We start from the raw sequence: 21,254 nt of genomic DNA, 5'->3' as shown, positions 1-21,254 counted from the left end.
TTCGTGTAGTTGTTGGATGTGTGGAAATCAGCGTAAAAATCATGGGATGAACCGGCAGGAGGTTAGAGCCCGACTGCGTTACACCGATTGAGAGGGCATATGCGTTATATACAGGAGCATTGGTAACAACCTTTAACGGGAGTTACCTATGTCCAATTTTAATACCAGAAAAGATCGCGATCGGAATGGAAATCCGCTACCACATTATCGAATCAACTATCCCAGCAGTGAAGGGATTACGTATATCCATCACCGTGATCGTTGTGCCCCGCGTCAACCTCGCTGGGATGCAACAAAATCGCCAGGCTGGTGGAGGCGGCTAATGACTACACGTCCACGTCGTGCGGCAAACCGTATTAACGTGGTTCGCGTGTTGCGTGGAGCTGACCCTGATGGCCTGTCATGGCGCACAGGGAACCGGCCGCAGATCTATTTTTATTGAAAACCAACCCGCCGTCCTGGCGGGTTTATTCATATCAGAAGTCTGTATGCCGCGTGGAACGGAGTCAATTTATCCGATGCACTATCGGTATGAATGGGCGTCACGTACTGGATGTGACGCCTTGCCCCTACTCGCTAACAGCTCAAAGCGACGTAGTCTTCTATCTGCGGCTGCAACCCCCAGAGTGTCTGTAGCTTCTGATCTGTCCACGATATCAGCGATTCCGTGGATAACCGGTGTAACTCCTTCCATTCGTTGTGATCGATACCAGTTGCCAGTTCAGACCAGCACAACAGCGTTAACCGCTCTTTGATCCCTGGCCCCCTGAATTGTTGAAACAATGACTGTAATTTGTTGCTGAGGCGACGCATCCCCAGTCGCTCGCATTCGCTGAGCAGCACACCCGGCAGCATTAACGACATCAGGCCTGTGTTGATGTCCTGCGCCGTTATCATTGGTGCTGTTGTTGGAATATTGAGAATGCGCTGGAGGCGTTCAGGGATAACCAGTTCGGCAAGATCGCCTCCGGGAAGTGTACAGGACACTATTGCCAGCGTGTGCCATCGGATTATCTCGGGCTGGCACTGACCATGAATAATGGCCGGACGAGTATAATCGTTCAGGCAGGTCTGGTAGTGGTTGAGTAATGTATTCATTGTTTTTCCTTACGTTAGTTAGCAGGCAGGCAGCGGCGGCCGCCGCAGAGTGCCGGAGCACCGATGTGCCAGGGATGGATTGAAATCAGATAGTGCAGAGAATTATTTGCGGGATGGTTCAGATGCTCACGAGAGGAATGGCGTTGATGAGCCGCTGGATTCAGTAGTGCATAAACACAACGTACTCATCCATCAGATTCGTCAGTACCGTATTCTCCTCCTGCCGGTGTATCAGCCAGGTGGTAATTTGTTCGTCGTCCGCCAGTGCCAGTATATCCAGCCAGTCGTCTGCCGGAGTCCCCATCATCAAATCGTACCAGCACAGCCAGATAAGCTTCTGGCGAAGCTCACGCGACCTGACCCGCGTCAGAAGATGGCGCAGTTTGCTGGCAAGGTGGTTTTGCTTCAGCCTGACACATTCACTCAATAAAACCCCTTCCAGCCCGGCGTGGGTGAACAACAGTTCCGTGTTGATGTCGAGGCTGATTAGAAAATCACGCTGAATGCTCAGTGGGTCGGGGCGCGTTTTGCCATAAATCATTCGGTACAGGCTTTGTGGCACCACCGCAGTGACGGCTCCAGCCTCCGGGAAATACAGCGCTGAGAGTGTAAGACCGTGGCTGGACTGGACGTTCGGGTGGCACATGCCATTTTTGATGGCGATACTGGTCAGATCGCTCAACCAACGCTGATAGGAGTTGAGCAGTACATCATGACGAGCTGTGGTTTCTTTCATCGATCGATACCTTGTAAAGCAGACAGCCGCAGCAGGTAGCTTGTCCGGCGAGGTTCAGGGAACAAGGGTGCAGGAAATGGAAAACGCTACTGACGTGATTCATCAATGCGCTTCTGGAACCAGGTTTCCACCTCACTGCGTAACCAGCGGGAACTGCGACCCAGCTTTATAGGTTTTGGAAACTCGCCATCTTTAATCAGCTTGTAAAACCATTTGTCCGTTAGTTTTGAATATTTAGTAATAAATTTCATATCGACTAATTCATCGTTTACTTCGGAAGGTAATGTTGTCATGGTTAAATTCCCGGTTGAGAATGATAATCCGGAAAGGCGTTTTCATCGTTGCCTTGCTCCGTCCATAACAACCGGTGCTTACGTAAAAAAATAATAATGCTGTTATCAGCGCTGGCTGCATCCAAAAGAACGATTATCACGACTGTAGATTTTCGAGCGTTCTTTAGCAAAATAGCTCAGGCGAAACGTTAGGCTATTGTAGATGTCAACAAAGTCAGTTGAATGAGCATGCAGGTAATACAATGGATTATCAGGAAAGTGGACCAGTGTTCGATATTCAGGGAATGCAGAAAGAGATAACGCACTCAACCAGGCATCCGCAATAAGCGTCCCCAGATTGTCAGATTCATTTCGATAGTGTCCCAGCGTATTGAATGTGTCGTGATTGAATAATAAAACGATATGATAGTGTGGCTTTTTACCTGACTCATATTCCCTGACCCAGGCATAGCGTAACTCACTATAATGAACTCGAATATTCTGTTTGGCTTTACGTTTTTGATAGGCGGTTATCTTTTCTCTCAGTGATTCAACAAATCTGGACATAATATTTCCATTGTGGTCTGGGATGCTACTGATACTGTCGCCAATATCCCGATACTCAGGTAATCTGAGTATGGCTATTACAGCCAGAGTTCTTGAATGTTGGTTGATAGCATTATTCAACACCATCCACATTCTTTCCAGATAACGTTTGTTGAAAGGAGCATGTCTGTTATCAAGGTTATAACGTTGGTTCATTTCAATATCCTCACGGGTATGTTGGTAGTACATACCAGAGAGGTGTATTTGTATTTTTTTAGCATAACCCTGTCATAGTAATCGAATCTCTTCAGGTATCCATGATGAGGTGATCATCCGTCAGTTATAACGGAGTAGATATATCAGATAGGGACAGAAGACATATATTACTAAACAGACAATATTCATAAGCCAGAAAACCTTTCCCGCTCTGGCTTTGCCCGCCATTTTATCGTCAATTTTTACTCCTAAGTTATGTTTCCTGATTCAGGAGAAAATCATTCATTTTTTTCCTTTCCAAAGATAACCTGATGTTCCTTGTTTTGTGAAATGACAAGTGATAAGGAGACTGTTGAGCCCCATGTCGCAATGTAAAAAACAAGAAAAAGACACAAAATAACCTACGTATTTTTCTACGTAAAATGCGACGTAAATCTCTACGTAGAATCAATTAAAAATGTACTATCTGAATAGATAAAATTGATTGTTTTTGGAGATGATATGAATAAGTCCGGAGATGGAAAAAAGCCAAACATCAGATTAGATAACGCGCTATTCAATGTGATTAAACATAATAAAGGCGAATCTGTGTTTAGTGATGTTACAGGTAACCAAATATTTGGGTGTGAGTGGGAAGATATAAAAAATAAAATAAGCGTTTATTTTTATGGGGGAATGAGTTTAAAGATTCGTTTTCCAGTGTAATGAAATGCAAATGCGATGGTGAAAACATTGAAAAATATGTAACTGGGCTTAGGGAAATAGCATTAAAATATCTGATAAATGAAAATTTATTGTCCTGGTGTAAAGGGCAGAGAGAAATGATGTTGGTATTACATACGGTAATGCAGAGATACAAACTAATGTATTCTACACCAACAATTTCATCGTTTTGTTTTTCTACTGATGTATTTGACTGTGAAAAAGGTTGCGTAGACAAAACGGCCTTTCTACTTGCGCTGGATGAAATGAGTTTTTATATAGATCGTGAATGTGTTCAAAGCGAAATTATGGAGGCGAAAAGATCGTGGGAAGTAATCCAGGATATGGCCGAAAACCCTCTCCCATTCCCAGAGAAGACTTACTCTGCAAAATATAAAGATGATTATTTTTGGGCTATTAAGTACATAGATAAAGTTTACGGAGAAGATATCGTCCTGCATATCGATAAAATTAATAACGCCTGCATATCGGATCAGTTGAGGGTATATCACAAGTACGATATTTATTTTTCAACCAGAAAGATGAATGAGTCAGAACTAAAGCTTTTTGTTGTGCGAATGAAAAAGACCAGAAGTCAGAATAAATATCGTGAATCCGTGAAGGATAAAAAAGTGCTAAATACATATATTAGCTCCGGAGCCAAAGCGAGGCTTACGGCTATGGCTAAATATCATGGAATGAATATCAATGAGGAACTGGAACAACTCATTAATCATGCCTATACAAAATATCGGTAGCCTTACAGCTATTTTCAGACAGATATTATCCCCATGACAACACTCAACAACCCGCCACGAATCACTTCCCAGCGGGTTTTCTTTTAGCTGTCCAAGGAGATAAAAATGATTTGTCCACATTGTGGTTCAGTCAATACGCAGAAGCGAAATATTGGCCGAAAAGTCGGTGGCGGGATTGGTGCTATCGCAGGCGGCGTTGCTGGTGCGGAGGGGGCCACTCGGCGCAGCGGCAGGCTCCATTATTCCCGGCATTGGAACGATCGCCGGAGGCGTGATCGGTTTTCTGGTCGGGATGGGAAGTAGCGCTGCGCTGGGCGCAATGACTGGCGGGAACCTGGATGGTGAGGTGCTTGATGAGTATCTCTGCCATGACTGTCTGCTGACATTCAATGATTAAATATTTTCTGGCTCTGGCCCCATGCATCATTCCGCGTTGTACGGTTTAACCTCGCTTTTCCTGCTGTAGCCCTGTCGCTTCCCGCGACAGGGCCGGGCTTTATTTTCATGCTTTCACTCTGGTTCATCACGGATTGCCGGAGTGCTGCCCCATCGCTCTCCGGCGTCATGTGGACATACCCTGTCCGCCTGGCTCGCCAGAAAATGATGTAAAAACCATCAGTTTTGTCCACCAGCACCCGTAGTGACAGGGATCGGGCCACCGGGAAAAATATTTTTCGCCGTGTCCATACCCTGTCCGCGCCCCTCTTTATCATAACCACATATTTTTCATGGCATTAAAACGGAGCCTTCTATGCCTCAGACTGAACGCCGTCATGAACGGCTTGCCGACAGGCTGACGCAAATCATTCGCCGTCTGTTTGCCGGGGAGAATCTCAATATGCGCCACCTTGCAGAAGAGTTTGGTGTTTCCGTTCGTACCCTGCGCCGGGATCTCCGCGAACGCCTGACCGGATTGGATCTGGAATATAACGACGGTCATTGCCGCCTGGTGACTGCCGACAGTGCAGGTCAACGCGAAAGAAGCGGACTAACACTTGCCCGGCAAAGCGATATGGAAGCGCTGTTTCCGGGGCTGGATCTTCGTCTGGCAGGTGCGCTGCTGGATGAAACTGAACATAGCCCCTGCTGCATCTGGCCCCCGGTGGCACTGACTGCGGGTTCATTTACCGGGATTTTCAGCCATCTCGTCACCGCGATTAACCGACGCAACCGTATCTCCCTGCTGGCGAAAGGGCAGCGCTGCGAGTGCCTCGCGCCTTACCGTCTTATCTGTCTGGAACGTAACTGGTATCTGACGGGCGAGTTATGGAATGACATTGCCGTGTTCCCACTGGCCGAGATCCAGAATGTGGCGGTGCTGGCGGACACCTATACACGTAATGAAACCATCAGCCGTCTTACCCGTCATCCCAACTTTATTAATGCCTTACCGCATTACCGGTTTATCCGGGATCTGCTCGCCACCTTTAAATCCGGCCCGTTCCCGAACGGTGCCGACGAATAAATGCTGATGATTCAGCACAACACCACCGGATGGAGTTCACTGCCGGTTTATCTGAACGAAAAGGAGTACATCATGAAAATCCAGAAAATTACGCTTCGCCTCTGTCATGCCGGGCGTCGCTGCCCGGACTGCGGTTCATCGGACGATATCATTCCGTGGGGAGACGGCTGGATGTGCCGCGACTGCGGCTGTGAGTGGGGAAAAAATAACGGTTACTGATTCAGGGAGCGATGTCATGGGATTCTGGGATACAGCGGGTCGGCTTGCGCTCAGCGCGGCAAAAGAGGGGCTGAACACCGTCAGGGATATGAAAGAAACGCACGATCAACTGGAAGGGAAAAGCAGCTCGCAACTGGAGCAGATCGCCGATAGCCGAAAGGTGGGAGAGATGGAAAGGCGGCTTGCCCGCAAGATCCTGCGCGATCGCGGTGAGAGATAACTGTCTGCATTGTCCGGGGCCTTTTACGGCCCCGTTTTTATTGAAGGAAATAAACAAAGTGAAGATGAAAAACAGAATCACACAAGGGTTATTGGTCGCATCGCTGATGACGGCAAGCGCCGGGGCATGGGCTGCGGGTGCGGGTGCGGCAAAAACCGCCGTAGATGCACTGAACTGCACGGACGACAGTTGCCCATATCCAACCGACCTTTATAAATCCGATCCGGTTTATGCCCACGATATTGAAAGCAATTTAAGCGCGGCGGGAATGGCAAATCTGATTGGCCCTTCTGGCAAGCTGGCCGGGCCGGAAGATCCGTTGTCACCCGTACAGATTGGGGGCAAGACCTGGCTGAAGAGTATGGTGTGCGAGGCGGGTAATTGTGGTTATCACTATTTCAACTTTCTGTATCAACCTGATAGTCATCGGTTACTGGGGTACTATTTCGATGGTAAAGGGGTCTGGGTGGGTAAGCCTGATAACGAAGAGGCCAGTATCCTGACGGACGGTGAGATAAAAACCGGCCCCGGTGAAACAGGTACTGCGCCGGTTGCCACTGCACCCGCTTCCGCGCCTGCATCACCGGATGCGCCGCCAGCCAACACCATCTGGACGTTCAGCAATAAAGGCACGACGCTCTGGCAGGCCTGTGGCGGACAGAACAGCGCCTGTGCGATTGTGGGAAATTCAAAATGGTACGTTGCGGTGCTGAACCGTCGTTCGGCTACCGGCTGCGCTTTTGGTGACTTTTATGTCGCTGACCGGAGTTCAGCGTCGTGGCACCGGTACGACACCGGCACCTGTAGCGCCGATGCCTACATCCAGGAGGGCAGTATCAGCCACGGTCAGTATTCATCGGTCGATATTCTTATCAACGGGTCGCTGGTGAAGCAGTTCCCTATTGGTTACTGGTCAGCACAGAAATCGTTCTCCGGTGGCAACCGACCTTCCTGGTCGAAAGCGAAACAAAAAAATCAGCACTAACCCCTTCTGTTATCACGCTTCCCCGGCCCCTGTCGCTACTAGCACAGGGGCTTTTTTATCTTTATACCTTCAGGAGTATTTATCATGACCCGATTATCCACGCTTTACGGTGCGGCAACCTCCATCCGCCGCGATCGCCCACTTACCCTCGACGAACTGATGCGCGTCGCGCCGGGCAAATCACGCAAAAGGAGGTGCAGGAAATCGTGCTGCTTAACAGTCACGATGGCACCAGCAGCTACCGCATGATGCCGGGAATGTACCTTCAGGTATGCAGCAATGGTCTGGTGTGCAGTCAGTCTTTTGGCGACATCCGCGTTCCGCATAAAGGCGATATCGTCGGGCAGGTGATTGAGGGGGCATATGAAGTGCTCGGCGTGTTCGACCACATTGAACAGGGCAAAGAGGCGATGCAGGCTGTCACGCTTTCATCGGAGAACCAGAACGCTTACGCCCGCGCCGCGCTGGCGTACCGCTATGGAGAAGAGCATCCCCCCGTCACCGAAGCGCAGGTGCTGAGCGCCCGCCGCTGGGAGGATAAGAAAGATGATCTGTGGACCACTTTTCAGCGGGTGCAAGAGAACCTGATGAAAGGTGGGCTGAATGGCCTATCGGCACAGGGTAAACGCAGTCACACCCGCGCCATTAAAGGTATCGACGGCGATATCAAACTTAATCGCGCCCTGTGGGTGCTGGCTGAACAAATGCAGCAGGCGCTGAGCTGAAGAGGAGGACAAATGAATACTGCAATACCACTGATACCGGCATCCGCGCCCGATGCGCCACCTGCCTTAACGCCGTATGCACAGCGCACTATCAGAAGGGCCGTGAATCTGCTGGATAAATACCTGCGCCAGCCCGGCGTGGCCTTTACTTCCGCAGCCTCCGTTCGCGACTGGCTGCGTCTGCAACTCTCGCCTCTGGAGCGGGAGGTATTTATGGTGCTGTTTCTGAATAATCAACACCAGTTACTGGCGCATGAGACGCTGTTCACCGGCGGTATCCGCCATACGGAAGTTCATCCACGGGAAGTCCTGCGCGCCGCCATGCACCATAATGCTGCGGCAGTGGTGCTGGCTCATAATCACCCGTCCGGGGATGCCGAACCCAGTCAGGCCGATCGGCTGATCACCACACGGCTGGTAAACACACTGGAACTGGTCGATATCCGCGTTCTTGACCATTTCGTTGTCGGCCACCGGGATGTCCTGTCCTTTGCCGCACGGGGCTGGCTGTGAAAATCATCAGAAAATGCCAGACGATGGCGCTTTGTTCATCCCCATTCTGAAGGAAAACCACAATGACCCGGAATCAACCCTCCGTGCCTGTCCAGGGCCTGCGGAGCGATATCGTGCCCTCGTTTGGTGCGCGGTTAGTGCAGGAAGGGTGTCGCCTGCACTTTCTGGCCGATCGCGCCAGTCTCTGTGGTGATTTCACTGCGGAACAACTACACACGCTGGATATCACCTTTCCGCAGTTTGTGAAGCAACTGGAATCGGCGCTAAAAAACGGGGCGCTCGATCCGCGCCAGCCGCACCGCCACAGCATCACCCTCAATGGCCTGACCTGCGAAGCCGACACCGACGGTAGCCACGGCTACGTTTACCTCACTATCTACCCGACCGAATAAACGAGGATATTCCAATGCAAAACGTTTTATCACTGCCTTTACCGGCAGCGGCCCCGTCACGCCTGTCGCCCGTCGAAGTCTGGCAAAAACTGCTGTCGTACCTGCTGCAACGCCACTACGGCCTTGAACTTAACGACACACCATTCTGCGACGATATTGTTATTCAGGAACATATCAACGCAGGCGTTACGCTTGCTGATGCCGTGAACTTTCTGGTGGAAAAGTACGAACTGGTTCGTATCGATCGCCGAGGATTTAGCGGGCAGGAACCATCACCTTATCTCCGGGCTATAGACATTTTGCGGGCGCGACAGGCAACGGGCCTGTTGCGATGTCGCCGTAATCTCTCGGCACACTTAATCTTGCGAACAGCCTTCCCGTATTCCATTCCCGATCTTTCTTCCCTGCTAACTCCCGGCATAATGCGCCTGCCATCCCCGGCGGGCGTGTTTGCTTTTATACGGACGAAAATTATGCAAACAAAAGCTGAATTATTAACTGACCATAACGAGCTGATTTGCTCGACAAATATAGAGCGGATCGTCACAGGCCGTAATGCTGCACTGAAGCAGATTGAAGCCGTGATCCACCAGCTTGAGGAGATTTCCTGCCTGACATCCAGTATTGGCGGCAACACGGCGGAGCACTGGGCGATGCGGCAAGGGCGGGCTTTTGACTGCTGGTTGATGCAGTCGATGGATAAATCCTTGCCGGTAATCGCCCGCAATATCGATCGCAGCATCTGGCGTGACCTGATGCTGAAATCGGGGATGTTGTCGTTGATGGATGCTGAGGCTCGCAACCAGTGGGCAAAGGATCTGGATGAAGGCGATCTTCCGGCCATCAGTAAAGCCAATATCCTGAGTACCTTTGAGCAGTTACACCACAATAAGCAGGAGGTTTTTGAACGCGGCATTATCAATGTGTTCAAAGGACTAAGCTGGGACTATAAAACCAATAATCCCTGCTACTTCGGTAAGAGGATTATCGTTAATAGCCTGGTGAAGTACGACAAATGGGGTTTCAGCCTGAACTGGGGCTGGCGGCGTGACCAGCTCGCCGATCTGGAGCGGATGCTGTACCTGCTTGACGGGAAGACTATTCCCGATAACCGGCATGATGTCTCCATCCGGTTTATGGACTTCGTGCGTGACAATCCGCATCAGCAAGTTTTCGAAGACGAACTTTTCACTATTCGTTACTTTCAGAAGGGGAGCGGGCACATTACGTTCAAACGGTTGGATCTGGTAGAGAAGATGAATGATATCGTGGCAAAGCACTTTCCGGGGATGTTGCCTGCGAAATAAGATGTGATGTTTTTATAGGCACCTCTATGCTAATCTTAATAGGAGTTATTAAGTATTATTAAACGAGGTAATCCCTATGGCTTCTTCCGCTAAACAGACCATCAGCGCCCAGATTCCAGTTGAGTTGGCTGCTGCTGTTGAAAATCTGGCAATTGAGTTAGATCGTTCTAAGAGCTGGATTATTAAGGAAGCATTGACCAGTATGCTGGCCGAAAGAGAACGGCGTCATCAGAGTATCCAGGCCGGTTTTGCCGATGTGGATGCTGGTCGTGTGGTGAGTCATTCGGATATGGTAGATTTTGCCAACCGTTTAAAGGAAACCTGACAGGCAAAGATGTTGCTATCCGAGATAGTCGCCTCTCATTGCCATTTGCTTAAATATTCCCCATACTAGATGCATGTGTTTATTACACGTGTAATTTTAGGAGGCTCTATGCCGGGTATGAGTGTACGACATAAAAAAACAGTCAGTGTCACGCTGGAACCTGCATTGCTTCAGCAAGCCCGTGATGCAGGTATTAATCTGTCAGCGGTGCTTACCGCCGCGCTGAAAGAGGAAATCAGTGCCACAGGCGTTGAACGCTGGAAAGCAGAAAATAGAGCGGGTTTGCAGGAGCTCAATCGTATTACTGATGAGCACGGCCTTTTATCGGACGATTACAGGACGTTTTAATCATGCAATACATGGTTTATCGCAATAAAGGAAACAGCAAGGCTTATCCTTATTTACTTGATGTGCAAAGCGATATTATTGATGAACTGCATACTCGCATGGTTATCCCATTGTTTCCTGTGAGCAGATTGATAAATAACCCAGTTAAGCGCCTCACGCCCACTCTGAATGTGGAAGGTAATGACTATCTGGTGATGACTCACGAAATGGCGAGTATCAGGCTTTCGCAGATTGGTGATGAGGTGATGGACGTTCGTTCCCACAGGCAAACCATCAAAAATGCTCTCGATTTTATCTTTGACGGGTTCTGAATGGCTTGCAGGTCAAATGGAGAGTTGTTCACCGTTCTGGTAATACTCCTCAACCGCTACATCAAGTGTCACCCGCCAGGCATCCCGGCTTAAGGTCTCGACGCGGGGGATGGGGCGTTTATCGCCGTCATGCACCAGACTGCTGTAGCCGTGGCCGGGAAGCTCATACACGCCGCGTGTGCGTTCGCGCAGTTCACCGCCATTGCGTCGTACCTGAAAATCGTGCTCCAGCCGGGTGTAACAGGCGGGCGTCAGGTAGGCGCGCAGCGAGCGGAGGTTGCGGGAATAGTCCTCCTCGCCGTTGTCCGGCCAGCGGTTTAGCTGCTGGAAAATATAAAAGGTGAAGGCGTAGACGCTGGCGGGAGGCACTTCCCACCACGGGCGGGTGCTGCCGCTGCGCAGGTCCGGCGGGAACCAGAGGGTGAGCTTTTGCGGTGCGCGGTACCAGCCGTATCCGACGCCCGCCAGACAGAGGCACAGCAGAATAATCACCGCCCGCGGCGTCAGGATATGGTTATCTCGCTCGGCCAGCGCATGGCGAAAGCGGCTCATCGCGGACTCCTGCGCACTACCCATAAGGTGCTGTGCTGAACCAGTTGCGCATCGCGAATATGATGGTGCTCCAGCCAGGCAAGGATCGCCTGCGGCAGCCAGCTATCGGGCTTACCGCGTTTGGCGCGCGCCAGAACTCGCCCGCCACCCTGAATGAACAACGCCGCACCTGCCAGCGCTGAACCGGGGGATCAACGGCCAGTAGTGGGTTATCAGGGCCAGCACAATGCCGAACGCGCAGCCGACGCCAAGACCGAGAGCCAGCACCAGAAACAGTTCGCTGGTGGTCAGACCGCGCCAGACCACCGGCTCGCGGTTGAGGCGGTCGGGGAGAAAGGGGATGGTCGTCATATTACAGGACGTCCGAAGCCTGGTTGAGCAGCCAGATGATGACCACCAGAAGAATACTGCCGACGCCCGCCATCGAGCCCAAATCTTTCCACTGCTTGCGCCCGCTCTGGATCTCGGAGTAGGTGGCAATGCAGTTGTTCGCCACCACCAGAAAACCGACGGCGCAGATGGCCAGCGCCAGCAGCACCACGATGTCAAAACCGTAGTTTTGCAGCGTCTCCATAATGCCCTGACCTTGGCCGCGTGATGGATCCTCCATCGTTGGCAGGTCGGCGAAGGCGTTGAATGCAGCGAATAATAGTAACAACAGCCAGCGCATGAAAACTCCTTAGCTCAGTACCAGCCAGAAACTGACCAGCACCAGTAACAGTGAACGGGCCGCCACCGCGCCAAAACTCTGCCAGCTCAGGCGCTGGCGGTAGACTCCCTGCCAGGCGACCATTAGTGTCCAGGCACACCACAGCAGCATGACGCTGGTAAACAGGCCGAGTATGAGCAGGCTGACGGTCTCCGGTTTGCTCAGGCTGGCGGCCTGAAAGGCGGCGAGTTGCGAGTCAGTCATCGGGGTTCTCTCGCTGGTAGCTGGCGCTGAGTGGCTGGACGGAGCGTGGCTGCGCTCTTGCCGGGGCAAGGTAGCGGCGAATGCCCTGCTGAATGGTTGAGATATCCTGCTGCGCCTGTAAGTAGTCGAAGAAGTGGCGTGACTGTGGATCGGTGCTGGCGTTGCTCCGGGCTAGTTCCAGCGAGGTTTTTACGCCTTCGAGTTGTTTCAGCGCGAGAGCGAGTTGGGTGGATTCAGGGGTAGCAAAGGCCTGAGATCCTATGAGCAAAGTCAGTAACAGAAATGATGAGCGGCTGAACATGACTACTCTCCCCAGAAGTTTGTTCAGGGCAGGGTAGAAGAGAGGTTGACTATGGGTCAGCGAAGAACTGGTTACGTTTAGTAAAAAATTTAGCAGTGACTTGGTATATAACGTCATTGCTGAGAATGGGAAATATGTACCATGATGTTCGTTAATAGGGCAAAGCGTTCAGGCCTTGGAATAGTGGGCTCCCCTATGAGCGAGGGCACAAAACTTTTCTCATCTATTAAAAAATATCGCTAATAACATTATTTATTAATAATGGACGAATTATTGCTCATGAATAAGTAGGGCATTAATTAGAACTGGTAATGTAAATGCCCTTACTTTTTTTTGTGAGCAACCCTTTCTGAAAGCAGGTGCTAAAAGCGCTGGAAACGATTGATTTCCATTGAGACAATGAAAGCGACAGCTGAATATCATTGTATTTATTAAATAACTCAGTAGCCAATTCAACAGTGATAATTTCCGTACCTTTGGGATGGTAGATTATTCTTGATTGTACGAATGCCAGCGCCGCACGATATAAAATTCTCCCATGAGGTAATTCAAGGCTATCTTTAGCTACCCCTCTCTTTTTTTCAGCATATCGTCGAGCCCCAAAGGCAGCTAAGGAAATTGGAAGTTGGTTAATCGGAATTGAATTGTTTTTCATTAAAATAGTTGTGTCATATTTTATTATGCCCTCAATCGTATCTGGATTGAGTTTTTCGTAAAATGTATTGGTATCTCCGTGGCAGAATATGCATTCAGATTTGAGACCAATTGTATATGGAACAAATGTATCACAGTTATCGCAGTGTTCTAATTTTAGAGGCGTTGTTTCACTAGAGTCACCTGGAAAATTGCCATTCAGGTTGTAAGAGTAAAAAACAAACTGAGATTTTTTATCCCAGTAAAAAATTGGAGACTTAAAGTTAGAAGCAAGATAATCAAGCCATAATGATTCGTATCCATTTAAATCATTCAATTCAACAAGCCATACTCCCCATGCTTTGTGCCAGCTCAAATTAATACTTTCTATATCGAATTGTTTGAAACCAAGATGGGTACGCATGATATTACACACTAGGGAAGTGAGATGATATTCGTTAAGCTTGTCCCTATTTTCTTCTATGGCCAGTACTTGCTCTTGAAATTTACCCGCAGACTTACCACCCATTGCTCTTGGATTATAAATTGCAATAACTAATGTTGTGGCACGAGAATATGCACAAAAAAGCTCAGCATCCACCATGCTGTCGGCATCCAGAATTATAATAATTGGGGATTCCAGCCCGCGATAGCGAGATACTGATTCTGTTCTAATGTCATATTCTATAAGAATTGTTTCAAATAATAGAGGTAAATTATATTTATATAAAGCGACAATATCTTTTTTCATTACTCCTTCATGCATGAGCTTTTCTAGTAGCTCTGTTAAAGACCAATCAGTGCTGAAAACAACTTCCTTTAACGTTTCTGGTTCTTTCTCTCTCATAGAATATAACTGATAAGAAGTTGGCCTAACTGATAACAACCTTTCAGTTATCATTTTGGGAGTTCGAAGAGCTATAGTTAGTAAAAACGGAGATTCAATTTTCAGTAAATCACAAAGTTGAAGTAAATCAATACCAGACTCAAATGGAAAGAGCTGTGTTTCATCACAAAAGGCGATAATTTTTTTCCCTGCAAACCACTCAACAAGATATCTACACCATTCAGGACGTAGAGCTTGGCACTCATCTATAATAAGCACATCATAATTATCAATCATACCTCTCGCGATAGCCATTCTTATATCATCTAAACATCCTGTTTTAAACCAATCATCATTCAGTTGTTCAGTGGTGATGCCTAGTTGGTGACGTGCAATTACGCATAAACGATGCCATGTTGAAACAGTACATTTAGCTTGATCAGAATCCAACTGCCTTGTTAGGTACTCAGCCAGTAAACTGTTAAAAGTTAATACAAGAACGCGCATTCCACGACTTACCATTTCTCGGGCAATCGCAATACCAATCAAAGTCTTTCCCGTACCCGGCCATCCGGTGACAAGCATTCGTGTGCGGTCGCATGCTGTAATTACCACTTCACTCTGCTCATTTGTTAAAGGTAGCCAAATTTTATTATCAAAAAATACTCTAGTCCCCCATTTTGGGGTTCCATCATACTGTGGGCAAAGCATACTTATTAATTTCTGTGTTTTTGCATCAGACATTACTGGTACATTAAGAGAATCTTTCCAGTAATTCATGATATCAATAACTCTCTGTCCCAACGACGGAATTTGCCCCTTATCAATTGCTATCGACTTATTTGGCGTCACACTAATATCAACTAATGCTGCACTGAAAATTTGATTAGTAAAGTCACTATCGGGAAAGACCAAACCATACCCAATTCGTAATCGTAGTTCTTTATTTCCCCCTAGCCACCTTGCCAGTCCATGGACATTATGGCGCGTCTGTTGAATTGGAGAAGTTATATTGCCGGTTGATAAATGTACAAATGTAACTCCATCTACCCTATATTTGCCACTTTTGACTTCTAGAGCAAGTACTCCCAATTCCTTGTGGATTATTAAAAAGTCAATTTCACCAGTAGGTGCGAAATGAGGATCTATTTCTTTTATTGCTGAGCACAGCCAAGGCAAGCTATGTATCACGGTAAAATCATTAGAAAGCTGACTCTCAATTAACTTATAAAGCACCACCTCTCCATAACTTTCAGTTGCCTGAGGTCCAAATGAAGGGATCATCTTTGCCACTTAGCTGGTTTCCTTCTCATTTACTGTCTTGGTGGCCTTATATCATTTTATACATAAAAAATCTGTAGTGCACTTAACAGTACCGGGGAAAGATCAGATTTCTACTTTTGCTCGAAATCTACGTATGCTGTTTTATGAAAAAGAAGTGGTCACTGGCCTAATCATACGTTTAGAGTTGACTCGCACATGAGCAATGTTTGCATCTGGCACTAGGCCGTTGTTCAGATCATGATGGCTTTATGAGGAGGCTTGTTGATGGATAGAACATCACTAAGGCAACTGAAAGACGATGCCATGCAGTGATACTTGCTGATCGAAACGGGAGGCGTAAAATTGAGTGGTTTATAACCAGCGTTTAAAACTCCCTGCCGTCATCCATACCGTTATCCCAAGCCCTAAGGCGGCGGGCAGTAAAACCAGCATCGCGGGGATAAACAGCGGCTGCGCCAGATAAAATACCCACAGCGTTGCGGCGACTGAATTGCCAGACCTGATGATATGGCGATGGAGAAAAATGGATTCAAGCCCGGAGCCAAACCGTCTCAGATCCCGCCGCACCAGACCTTCCGTTAGCCCTGTTAATGCACACAGGCAGAGCAGGGGGAGCATAGTGGTAAGCCATGTCAGGCGCTGCATAAAACTCACCAGCATATAAGCCAGGGCGGTTAACGGTTTCTGCAGGAACCTGTTAGCCAAAAGCGCGTGTGTTGTCCCGTTCTCCAGCAACCTCACCATTTCATTCCTCAGCGGATGCGGTTGTAATGTGCTAACCAGTTCCGCCTGTTCCCACCTCATCACCTGAAAAACATGCCTGCTGCCTTCCTGAGGCCACCAGAAATATAGCCCTGCCAGTTCCAGTACCACCCTCAACACCAGCGCGCCGATAACCAGCCCGATAAACCTTCCGGCCAGCGACAGCAGCCAGCCGACCGGTCCTTGTGGCGGACGTGAAGGAGGTGGCCGCTGCTCGCTCATTCCGCCCGCCCCTGCTGGCGTGCCTGCATCCATGCTGCCAGTTGTGCCACAGACTCCGGTAGAGGGCAGTGCTTATCCGCTACGGGCAGCGGCAGACGAATTTTCCACAGCTGGCCGCCTTCAAGCAGGGCAAAGGTCTGGCCTTTGGGAAGCTGGATCAGCGCGGCGGTATCGATTAGCGGCACATTACTGGTGATCACCTGCTCGCGGGTGTTGCTGGTAAAGCTGTTGATGCCGCCAGGCGTGTCGGTGACGCCGGAGCTGACCTGGCGGCTGCGCACTTCGACCTGTGGCAGTTGCTTTGTCAGCAGTTCAGCGGTGGCGGTTTCGCGCACCCGCAGCATAATCAGGTTGTTGAAGTTACCCACCACTTGGCCTGTCTTCGGTGCGCTGCCGATGCGGGCCTGAATATCACTCAGCGTCTGGGTGTAGGCGGTGACCTGGATGCCCGCGCCGCCGCCTTTGTTGACCAGCGGAATAAACTCCTCTCCCATCAGTTCGTTAAACTCATCGCAGTGCAGGTTGATAGGCAGCGGTTTTTCGCTATTGCCAGGCAGCCCATCATTCAGGCCAAACTTGTAGAGATGCTCGGTGACGCTCACCAGATCGGCAAACATCGAGTTGCCGACGGCGGCAGCGACTACCACATCGGAGAGTGCGTCCAGCCCGACATAGACCACTGCTTTCTGGCGGATCGCCTGCTGCCAGTCGAGGATCGGGCGTGCATCATCAAGATCGTGGTAGTCCGGGGCGAGCAGGGCGGCGAGCGTGCCAGTGGTCAGCTTTTCCAGCAGCGGCAGCAGTGAGGCGACAATCTTGTCGAAGTAGGTTTTGTCATAGCGCACCGCCGAGAGCAGGCCGTCGAGGATCGGATCGTAAAATTTCTCTGCATTGAGGTACTGCTCCAGCGCCACCACGTGAGGATCGCGGCCCAGCATAGGGCGTGGCGTGTTTTTGTCGTTAACGCGCTCCGCCAGTTGCGCCACCACTTCCCACGCCCGCGCGTTGTGCCGCGGCAGCACGATGCGGGCATAGTCGATAAACAGGGCGTCGATATTGACGACATGGCGGGAAATCAGCTGGTAGTCCGGGCGCTACCAGGGCGCGGGCGATGATGTTGACAAAACGCCAGGCGAACTCGCGAAAGGCCGCCGAGTTGCCTGCGCCGGAAAGCTGTCCGGTGAGGCGCGACGCCACTTCCGAAATGCGGCCAAAGCGGCCGATGGCGTTGTAGCGGGCGGAGATCTCCGGGTACGCCAGATGGAACAGGATAAAGCGATCGCCGCGTCCGGCGTGCTGCGTTTCTGTCCACAGACGCTTCAGCAGATCCGCGTCGCCTTTTGGATCAAAAACGATCACCACCTCACCACGGCGGATATCCTGGGTGGCAAGCAGTTCCGCCAGCCGGGTTTTACCGACGCGGGTGGTGCCGAGCACCAGCGTGTGGCCGGGGCGCTCGCTGAGCGGCAGGGTGACGTCGTACTCTTTCAGTTCTACCCCGTGCAACCACGGATTGCCGCCGACGGGCGGCAGCGGGCGCAGCGGGTTCAGCCAGCGATCGGCGCTGAGCAGGCGGGCAAGGCCGGGCAGAGTGTGTTCGCTGCGTTTTTCGATGTGTCTTGCCAGGCGGTAACACCATCCCGGGAGCAGCCAGCGTGCGGCTTCCGGTTGCAGGCAGTCGTACAGTCTCTGGGTGTGGATGGGCTGCCAGCGAAGCCTTTACCGAGAAACAGCCGCTGGCGGCTGACCGGGATTTTCCTGCTGGTCAGCGCATAGCGCGGCAGGCGCAGCAGGTTGCGGTGATAGCGCACGATTTTCCAGCCCTGCCAGCCGCGTCGCATGGCCAGCAGCATCAGGGCGCAGGCCATCAGGCGTGCCTGCCACGGCGTCAGCATCAGCAGTGGGGCTTGCGTCAGGCAGATTAATGCGCCACAACTGGCGGTGACGGTGCTGTAAAACTCCACGGGCGGTCGCAGCAGCGCCTCCAGCGCGTAGCGGCTCATGGCGGTGTGGCCTGTGGCAGATGGCGACTGACCAGCTTACGGTAGCGTGCAGCGGGCGCGCCGCCTGCGGGACGGTGATATCGGGCGGCGGCATTAAGCCAGCTTCCGGGGCGTTCATCGTAGCGTTGACGCAGCAGTTGCGCGATAAGCGACAAGTTTTGCAGGGGATGCAGGGCGTCGCAGGGAGAAGCAAAATACGCCCGGTGCCAGCCGATATTGATCTGCCCGAGCCCCACGTCAATGCGCTTCGGGCTGGTACGGCGGATGGCGGCCAGCAGCGCCTCACAGGCCTGCTCCCGGCTGGCGTAGCGGTAGCCGGTACCTTTGATATTGAGCGTCCACGGCCACGGGCGATGTTTGCCGCTCAGGTTCGCCCCGCTTTCGGTTTGTGTGACGGCCCACAGTAGTTCCGGCGGCACGCGGAAATGTTCTGCGGCGCGCAGGTACGCTTCCGGCAGAGGCTGTGCCAGCGCGAGGCAGGGCAGCCGCAGGATCAGGGCAGGACCTCGCGCCATTGCTCCCCCTTACGTTCCAGCGCCACCGGGATTTTGCTCTGGCCCAACAGCAGCCAGCGGCCCGCGTCGTGGTTAAGCGTGATGCTGTGTTCACTCACCAGTTTTGCGTCAATGCCATGCGCCATCGCCCAGCGGCGCACCCGGTTATCATCGCCTTCGCTTCCGACGAGCCAGATATCCAGTGGGCGCTGCTGTGCCAGCAGAGTACGCAGCAGGCTGTCGCAGGGAGGGCAGTCCTCCTGGACGAACAGCGAAACGCGGGAAGTGCTGGCGGAGGTGGTTTTCAGCGGCGTCAGGCCAGGATACAGACGCTGCCAGGCTGCGTCATACGCGCGCTGGAAGGCGAGTTCTTTCTCCAGCCGCCGGTATTCCTGCCTGACCAGCAGTTCGGCGAAGCGCTGGCGTTCATGATCGCTTTCAGCCTCCACGCCCAGGGTGGTCAGCGGATCGAGCCCCGGCGACCAGACGCCGCGCGCCTGTTGTTTCAGCGTGAGATAGCGCTGCCACTCCTCTGGCGTGACGCCCCAGACGGTGGCCTGCTGCTGAGTGGTCAGCGGTCTGAGAGTAGAGCCCGCGTTCTGGCTGGTCTGCACCTCAAGCGGTTGCGCCCACGCGCTGGCGGTGAACAGTAACAGGAGAATCAGGCGTTTCATCGCTTACTCCGGCATCTTCAGCGTCAGCTGGCGTTTGCCGTGACGGAATATGGCCCGGCGCTCATCAATCCGCTCCAGTCGCCAGCCGTGCCACTGTTCTTCCCTGCGCAGCCATACCACCTGATGGAGGTAAACAGCATCCGGCGGCACTATCACCGCCAGGCGGATATCACCGCGCTGTAGGGTCCCGGCGAGAAAAAACGGGGCCGTTAATGGCCCCAAAGGGCGGAGAGACACGGGATGACGGTAAGCCACCGTCGGGGGGAGGGAATTGTCACTGGCAAAACAAATTTTGCGACGGTTTTCGTCGGTGGTCATCCGCCATGCCGGGCCCGCCAGGAGTTGCAGGGCGGCCTTCAGGCGCAGCGGACCGGTGTTGTACTGGCTCAGCTGTAACGGGAGGCCATAAAGCTGCGCCCGGCGCGCATCGGCGAGACACAAGGACCAGCCGCTGTCGCGCAGCAGGTACTGCAGCGCTTCCCCGACCGTTGGATGAAAACTAGGCGGAACGGACAGGGTGGTAAGCTGCTCCAGAAGTGGCTGTTGCGGTGACGTGTTGACCAGCAGATAGCGGTCGTAGCGAACGACTTCTGGCGTTGCAGGGGAGGCGGCGGCCACGCCGTTGAAAATAAACAGGAGCAGAGCTGTCAGCAGTCGTTTCATCGCATCCTCCACAGTGCTTTTACAGGAGCGTGCAGGATGGAAGGGGAAGGGACTACCGACAATTGTTTTATGTTTTTTTAAATTAGGTGATTGTTGTTAAAATAGTAAAGTAAATAAGCGAATAATAATAGCTTTAAGATTTGGCTACCTTTCATTTTTTTGTAGAATCATATTGTGTAACTTCCTTATTAAAAATAAATGATTTAGTTTTGAGTTTAACTATATCTTAGTGGGGTAATGTTATTTATATAATTGGTTGGTTTTTTATTTACCTACTGTTGCGGATTTTTTATTTTATGCTCTATAAGGTTTGATATATTCGAGGTAAATCACTTTTTAGCGTGGAGGATTGCTTTAAAATAACCTATAAATATTAGAAGGGTAAAGGTCATGAATAAGGTTTACGATGTTAATAGAATCATTAATATAGCCAAGGATACCAATGAGTTTTGTTGTTTCTTTGGTGAATATATAAAAAGAAAAGATGTCAATGTTAATATAGCTCTGGATGTTTTAAGAATATCTTCTATTTATTTAAATAGATACTCATTTCAGATCGAGGAAGAATATAATAATACGTTTAAATTATGCGTTAATGAATTGATGAATGTGTTTCCTGAATATATTGATTTAATATCTGAATTTGAACGCCAATGTAAAATAATGCATGATGTCAATAACGCTTTCTTTAAGTCTGCGAAATGTAATAATATTTGGCGTAAAGATATTAAGAGAACACACTCATTAACACTTAATCTTATCCTGTTTTGTGAAATGTTTTTATCTTCA

At 50.6% G+C, this 21,254-nt stretch carries 26 protein-coding genes and 5 pseudogenes; 16 read left to right on the top strand and 15 right to left on the bottom strand.

Translation table 11 applies throughout. The features are described from left to right. Positions 1-576 precede the first annotated feature (576 nt). The 4 genes from ACLJRE_RS11750 to ACLJRE_RS11735 all read right to left on the bottom strand — a co-directional run bounded on the left by ACLJRE_RS11750 (position 577) and on the right by ACLJRE_RS11735 (position 2,868). On the bottom strand, positions 577-1,098 hold the full coding sequence (locus ACLJRE_RS11750) for a hypothetical protein (RefSeq protein ID WP_023212798.1): 522 nt from the start codon (positions 1,096-1,098) through the stop codon (positions 577-579). Positions 1,099-1,258: 160 nt separating this feature from the next. Beyond that, entirely contained in the window at positions 1,259-1,834 is a 576-nt protein-coding gene (locus ACLJRE_RS11745) for a hypothetical protein (RefSeq protein WP_023212797.1), read from the bottom strand. 86 nt (positions 1,835-1,920) lie between these two features. Then, complete coding sequence (locus tag ACLJRE_RS11740) at positions 1,921-2,127, bottom strand: helix-turn-helix transcriptional regulator (protein ID WP_001620335.1); 207 nt, start codon at positions 2,125-2,127, stop codon at positions 1,921-1,923. Between the two features lie 105 nt (positions 2,128-2,232). After that, positions 2,233-2,868: an inovirus Gp2 family protein gene (locus ACLJRE_RS11735; RefSeq protein ID WP_023212796.1), complete on the bottom strand. Its 636-nt coding sequence runs from the start codon at positions 2,866-2,868 to the stop codon at positions 2,233-2,235. 501 nt (positions 2,869-3,369) lie between these two features. Here ACLJRE_RS11735 and ACLJRE_RS11730 point away from each other — a divergent pair. From ACLJRE_RS11730 to ACLJRE_RS11660, 15 genes and pseudogenes are all read left to right on the top strand, one after another. After that, positions 3,370-3,573, top strand: coding sequence for a hypothetical protein (locus ACLJRE_RS11730; protein ID WP_023212795.1), 204 nt, complete (start codon positions 3,370-3,372; stop codon positions 3,571-3,573). Beyond that, positions 3,573-4,328, top strand: coding sequence for a hypothetical protein (locus ACLJRE_RS11725; RefSeq protein WP_023212794.1), 756 nt, complete (start codon positions 3,573-3,575; stop codon positions 4,326-4,328). Before ACLJRE_RS11730 ends, ACLJRE_RS11725 begins: the two co-directional genes overlap by 1 nt. A gap of 151 nt (positions 4,329-4,479) precedes the next feature. Beyond that, positions 4,480-4,725, top strand: coding sequence for a hypothetical protein (locus ACLJRE_RS11720; protein WP_001719480.1), 246 nt, complete (start codon positions 4,480-4,482; stop codon positions 4,723-4,725). A gap of 354 nt (positions 4,726-5,079) precedes the next feature. Then, complete coding sequence (locus ACLJRE_RS11715) at positions 5,080-5,793, top strand: helix-turn-helix transcriptional regulator (protein WP_001620327.1); 714 nt, start codon at positions 5,080-5,082, stop codon at positions 5,791-5,793. Further along, positions 5,794-6,012 carry a hypothetical protein gene (locus ACLJRE_RS11710; protein ID WP_000928654.1) on the top strand — a complete coding sequence of 73 codons (219 nt, stop codon included), beginning with the start codon at positions 5,794-5,796 and terminating at the stop codon, positions 6,010-6,012. It abuts the gene before it with no gap. Positions 6,013-6,028: 16 nt separating this feature from the next. Continuing rightward, a complete protein-coding gene (locus ACLJRE_RS11705) occupies positions 6,029-6,232 on the top strand; it encodes a hypothetical protein (RefSeq protein WP_000508162.1) in 204 nt (67 codons plus the stop codon). Positions 6,233-6,296: 64 nt separating this feature from the next. Continuing rightward, positions 6,297-7,217 carry a hypothetical protein gene (locus ACLJRE_RS11700; protein WP_023212792.1) on the top strand — a complete coding sequence of 307 codons (921 nt, stop codon included), beginning with the start codon at positions 6,297-6,299 and terminating at the stop codon, positions 7,215-7,217. A gap of 164 nt (positions 7,218-7,381) precedes the next feature. Further along, positions 7,382-7,942 (top strand): annotated as a pseudogene (locus tag ACLJRE_RS11695) (DUF932 domain-containing protein); the annotation flags it as partial. Positions 7,943-7,954: 12 nt separating this feature from the next. Then, a complete protein-coding gene (radC, locus tag ACLJRE_RS11690; protein ID WP_023212790.1) occupies positions 7,955-8,455 on the top strand; it encodes a RadC family protein in 501 nt (166 codons plus the stop codon). Positions 8,456-8,517: 62 nt separating this feature from the next. Then, complete coding sequence (locus tag ACLJRE_RS11685) at positions 8,518-8,847, top strand: type IV toxin-antitoxin system YeeU family antitoxin (protein ID WP_023212789.1); 330 nt, start codon at positions 8,518-8,520, stop codon at positions 8,845-8,847. A 14-nt stretch (positions 8,848-8,861) separates the two neighbouring features. Beyond that, positions 8,862-9,176: pseudogene (locus tag ACLJRE_RS11680) on the top strand (TA system toxin CbtA family protein); the annotation flags it as partial. Positions 9,177-9,320: 144 nt separating this feature from the next. Continuing rightward, a complete protein-coding gene (locus tag ACLJRE_RS11675) occupies positions 9,321-10,154 on the top strand; it encodes a DUF4942 domain-containing protein (RefSeq protein WP_023212788.1) in 834 nt (277 codons plus the stop codon). A 76-nt stretch (positions 10,155-10,230) separates the two neighbouring features. Further along, positions 10,231-10,479, top strand: coding sequence for a CopG family ribbon-helix-helix protein (locus ACLJRE_RS11670; protein ID WP_023212787.1), 249 nt, complete (start codon positions 10,231-10,233; stop codon positions 10,477-10,479). Positions 10,480-10,587: 108 nt separating this feature from the next. Further along, positions 10,588-10,827 (top strand): type II toxin-antitoxin system CcdA family antitoxin, encoded by a 240-nt coding sequence (locus ACLJRE_RS11665; RefSeq protein ID WP_001118105.1) that lies wholly within the window; start codon positions 10,588-10,590, stop codon positions 10,825-10,827. Positions 10,828-10,829: 2 nt separating this feature from the next. After that, entirely contained in the window at positions 10,830-11,138 is a 309-nt protein-coding gene (locus ACLJRE_RS11660; protein WP_023212786.1) for a CcdB family protein, read from the top strand. Positions 11,139-11,150: 12 nt separating this feature from the next. Here ACLJRE_RS11660 and ACLJRE_RS11655 read toward each other — a convergent pair whose 3' ends face one another. The 11 genes and pseudogenes from ACLJRE_RS11655 to ACLJRE_RS11605 form a co-directional block, all read right to left on the bottom strand. Beyond that, positions 11,151-11,714 carry a PFL_4703 family integrating conjugative element protein gene (locus tag ACLJRE_RS11655; protein ID WP_254910998.1) on the bottom strand — a complete coding sequence of 188 codons (564 nt, stop codon included), beginning with the start codon at positions 11,712-11,714 and terminating at the stop codon, positions 11,151-11,153. Beyond that, a pseudogene (locus ACLJRE_RS11650) lies at positions 11,687-12,041 on the bottom strand (TIGR03750 family conjugal transfer protein). Before ACLJRE_RS11650 ends, ACLJRE_RS11655 begins: the two are co-directional and overlap by 28 nt. Position 12,042: 1 nt before the next feature. Continuing rightward, a complete protein-coding gene (locus ACLJRE_RS11645) occupies positions 12,043-12,360 on the bottom strand; it encodes a TIGR03745 family integrating conjugative element membrane protein (protein WP_023212783.1) in 318 nt (105 codons plus the stop codon). 9 nt (positions 12,361-12,369) lie between these two features. Then, entirely contained in the window at positions 12,370-12,603 is a 234-nt protein-coding gene (locus ACLJRE_RS11640; protein WP_023212782.1) for a TIGR03758 family integrating conjugative element protein, read from the bottom strand. Next, positions 12,596-12,904, bottom strand: a complete 309-nt coding sequence (locus ACLJRE_RS11635; RefSeq protein ID WP_023212781.1) for an RAQPRD family integrative conjugative element protein — start codon at positions 12,902-12,904, stop codon at positions 12,596-12,598. The genes ACLJRE_RS11640 and ACLJRE_RS11635 overlap by 8 nt, the downstream gene beginning before the upstream one ends. Before the next feature lie 295 nt (positions 12,905-13,199). Beyond that, positions 13,200-15,647: a nuclease-related domain-containing DEAD/DEAH box helicase gene (locus ACLJRE_RS11630; RefSeq protein ID WP_052942568.1), complete on the bottom strand. Its 2,448-nt coding sequence runs from the start codon at positions 15,645-15,647 to the stop codon at positions 13,200-13,202. 351 nt (positions 15,648-15,998) lie between these two features. After that, positions 15,999-16,631 (bottom strand): DUF4400 domain-containing protein, encoded by a 633-nt coding sequence (locus ACLJRE_RS11625; protein ID WP_023212779.1) that lies wholly within the window; start codon positions 16,629-16,631, stop codon positions 15,999-16,001. After that, positions 16,628-18,634: pseudogene (traD, locus tag ACLJRE_RS11620) on the bottom strand (type IV conjugative transfer system coupling protein TraD). The gene ACLJRE_RS11625 and the pseudogene traD overlap by 4 nt, the downstream one beginning before the upstream one ends. Next, positions 18,631-19,149, bottom strand: coding sequence for a transglycosylase SLT domain-containing protein (locus ACLJRE_RS11615; protein WP_023212775.1), 519 nt, complete (start codon positions 19,147-19,149; stop codon positions 18,631-18,633). Before ACLJRE_RS11615 ends, traD begins: the two are co-directional and overlap by 4 nt. After that, entirely contained in the window at positions 19,128-19,802 is a 675-nt protein-coding gene (locus ACLJRE_RS11610; RefSeq protein ID WP_023212774.1) for a TIGR03759 family integrating conjugative element protein, read from the bottom strand. The genes ACLJRE_RS11615 and ACLJRE_RS11610 overlap by 22 nt, the downstream gene beginning before the upstream one ends. A 3-nt stretch (positions 19,803-19,805) precedes the next feature. Continuing rightward, on the bottom strand, positions 19,806-20,465 hold the full coding sequence (locus ACLJRE_RS11605) for a type IV pilus protein (RefSeq protein ID WP_023212773.1): 660 nt from the start codon (positions 20,463-20,465) through the stop codon (positions 19,806-19,808). A gap of 390 nt (positions 20,466-20,855) precedes the next feature. On the opposite strand from ACLJRE_RS11605, the pseudogene ACLJRE_RS11600 reads away from it, so the two are divergent. After that, a pseudogene (locus ACLJRE_RS11600) lies at positions 20,856-21,254 on the top strand (hypothetical protein); the annotation flags it as partial.

This window comes from Salmonella sp. SAL04157, from assembly GCF_046551635.1.
Taxonomy (GTDB): domain Bacteria; phylum Pseudomonadota; class Gammaproteobacteria; order Enterobacterales; family Enterobacteriaceae; genus Salmonella; species Salmonella enterica.
This window is presented reverse-complemented; position numbering and strand designations above follow the sequence as displayed.

What these genes read in the sequence shown, in the direction of transcription:
- ACLJRE_RS11750 (WP_023212798.1), bottom strand. Translation starts at nt 1,098, where the DNA reads ATGAATACATTACTCAACCACTACCAGACCTGCCTGAACGATTATACT.
- ACLJRE_RS11745 (WP_023212797.1), bottom strand. Translation starts at nt 1,834, where the DNA reads ATGAAAGAAACCACAGCTCGTCATGATGTACTGCTCAACTCCTATCAG.
- ACLJRE_RS11740 (WP_001620335.1), bottom strand. Translation starts at nt 2,127, where the DNA reads ATGACAACATTACCTTCCGAAGTAAACGATGAATTAGTCGATATGAAA.
- ACLJRE_RS11735 (WP_023212796.1), bottom strand. Translation starts at nt 2,868, where the DNA reads ATGAACCAACGTTATAACCTTGATAACAGACATGCTCCTTTCAACAAA.
- ACLJRE_RS11730 (WP_023212795.1), top strand. Translation starts at nt 3,370, where the DNA reads ATGAATAAGTCCGGAGATGGAAAAAAGCCAAACATCAGATTAGATAAC.
- ACLJRE_RS11725 (WP_023212794.1), top strand. Translation starts at nt 3,573, where the DNA reads ATGAAATGCAAATGCGATGGTGAAAACATTGAAAAATATGTAACTGGG.
- ACLJRE_RS11715 (WP_001620327.1), top strand. Translation starts at nt 5,080, where the DNA reads ATGCCTCAGACTGAACGCCGTCATGAACGGCTTGCCGACAGGCTGACG.
- ACLJRE_RS11710 (WP_000928654.1), top strand. Translation starts at nt 5,794, where the DNA reads ATGCTGATGATTCAGCACAACACCACCGGATGGAGTTCACTGCCGGTT.
- ACLJRE_RS11705 (WP_000508162.1), top strand. Translation starts at nt 6,029, where the DNA reads ATGGGATTCTGGGATACAGCGGGTCGGCTTGCGCTCAGCGCGGCAAAA.
- ACLJRE_RS11700 (WP_023212792.1), top strand. Translation starts at nt 6,297, where the DNA reads ATGAAAAACAGAATCACACAAGGGTTATTGGTCGCATCGCTGATGACG.
- radC (WP_023212790.1), top strand. Translation starts at nt 7,955, where the DNA reads ATGAATACTGCAATACCACTGATACCGGCATCCGCGCCCGATGCGCCA.
- ACLJRE_RS11685 (WP_023212789.1), top strand. Translation starts at nt 8,518, where the DNA reads ATGACCCGGAATCAACCCTCCGTGCCTGTCCAGGGCCTGCGGAGCGAT.
- ACLJRE_RS11675 (WP_023212788.1), top strand. Translation starts at nt 9,321, where the DNA reads ATGCAAACAAAAGCTGAATTATTAACTGACCATAACGAGCTGATTTGC.
- ACLJRE_RS11670 (WP_023212787.1), top strand. Translation starts at nt 10,231, where the DNA reads ATGGCTTCTTCCGCTAAACAGACCATCAGCGCCCAGATTCCAGTTGAG.
- ACLJRE_RS11665 (WP_001118105.1), top strand. Translation starts at nt 10,588, where the DNA reads ATGCCGGGTATGAGTGTACGACATAAAAAAACAGTCAGTGTCACGCTG.
- ACLJRE_RS11660 (WP_023212786.1), top strand. Translation starts at nt 10,830, where the DNA reads ATGCAATACATGGTTTATCGCAATAAAGGAAACAGCAAGGCTTATCCT.
- ACLJRE_RS11655 (WP_254910998.1), bottom strand. Translation starts at nt 11,714, where the DNA reads ATGGGTAGTGCGCAGGAGTCCGCGATGAGCCGCTTTCGCCATGCGCTG.
- ACLJRE_RS11645 (WP_023212783.1), bottom strand. Translation starts at nt 12,360, where the DNA reads ATGCGCTGGCTGTTGTTACTATTATTCGCTGCATTCAACGCCTTCGCC.
- ACLJRE_RS11640 (WP_023212782.1), bottom strand. Translation starts at nt 12,603, where the DNA reads ATGACTGACTCGCAACTCGCCGCCTTTCAGGCCGCCAGCCTGAGCAAA.
- ACLJRE_RS11635 (WP_023212781.1), bottom strand. Translation starts at nt 12,904, where the DNA reads ATGTTCAGCCGCTCATCATTTCTGTTACTGACTTTGCTCATAGGATCT.
- ACLJRE_RS11630 (WP_052942568.1), bottom strand. Translation starts at nt 15,647, where the DNA reads ATGATCCCTTCATTTGGACCTCAGGCAACTGAAAGTTATGGAGAGGTG.
- ACLJRE_RS11625 (WP_023212779.1), bottom strand. Translation starts at nt 16,631, where the DNA reads ATGAGCGAGCAGCGGCCACCTCCTTCACGTCCGCCACAAGGACCGGTC.
- ACLJRE_RS11615 (WP_023212775.1), bottom strand. Translation starts at nt 19,149, where the DNA reads ATGGCGCGAGGTCCTGCCCTGATCCTGCGGCTGCCCTGCCTCGCGCTG.
- ACLJRE_RS11610 (WP_023212774.1), bottom strand. Translation starts at nt 19,802, where the DNA reads ATGAAACGCCTGATTCTCCTGTTACTGTTCACCGCCAGCGCGTGGGCG.
- ACLJRE_RS11605 (WP_023212773.1), bottom strand. Translation starts at nt 20,465, where the DNA reads ATGAAACGACTGCTGACAGCTCTGCTCCTGTTTATTTTCAACGGCGTG.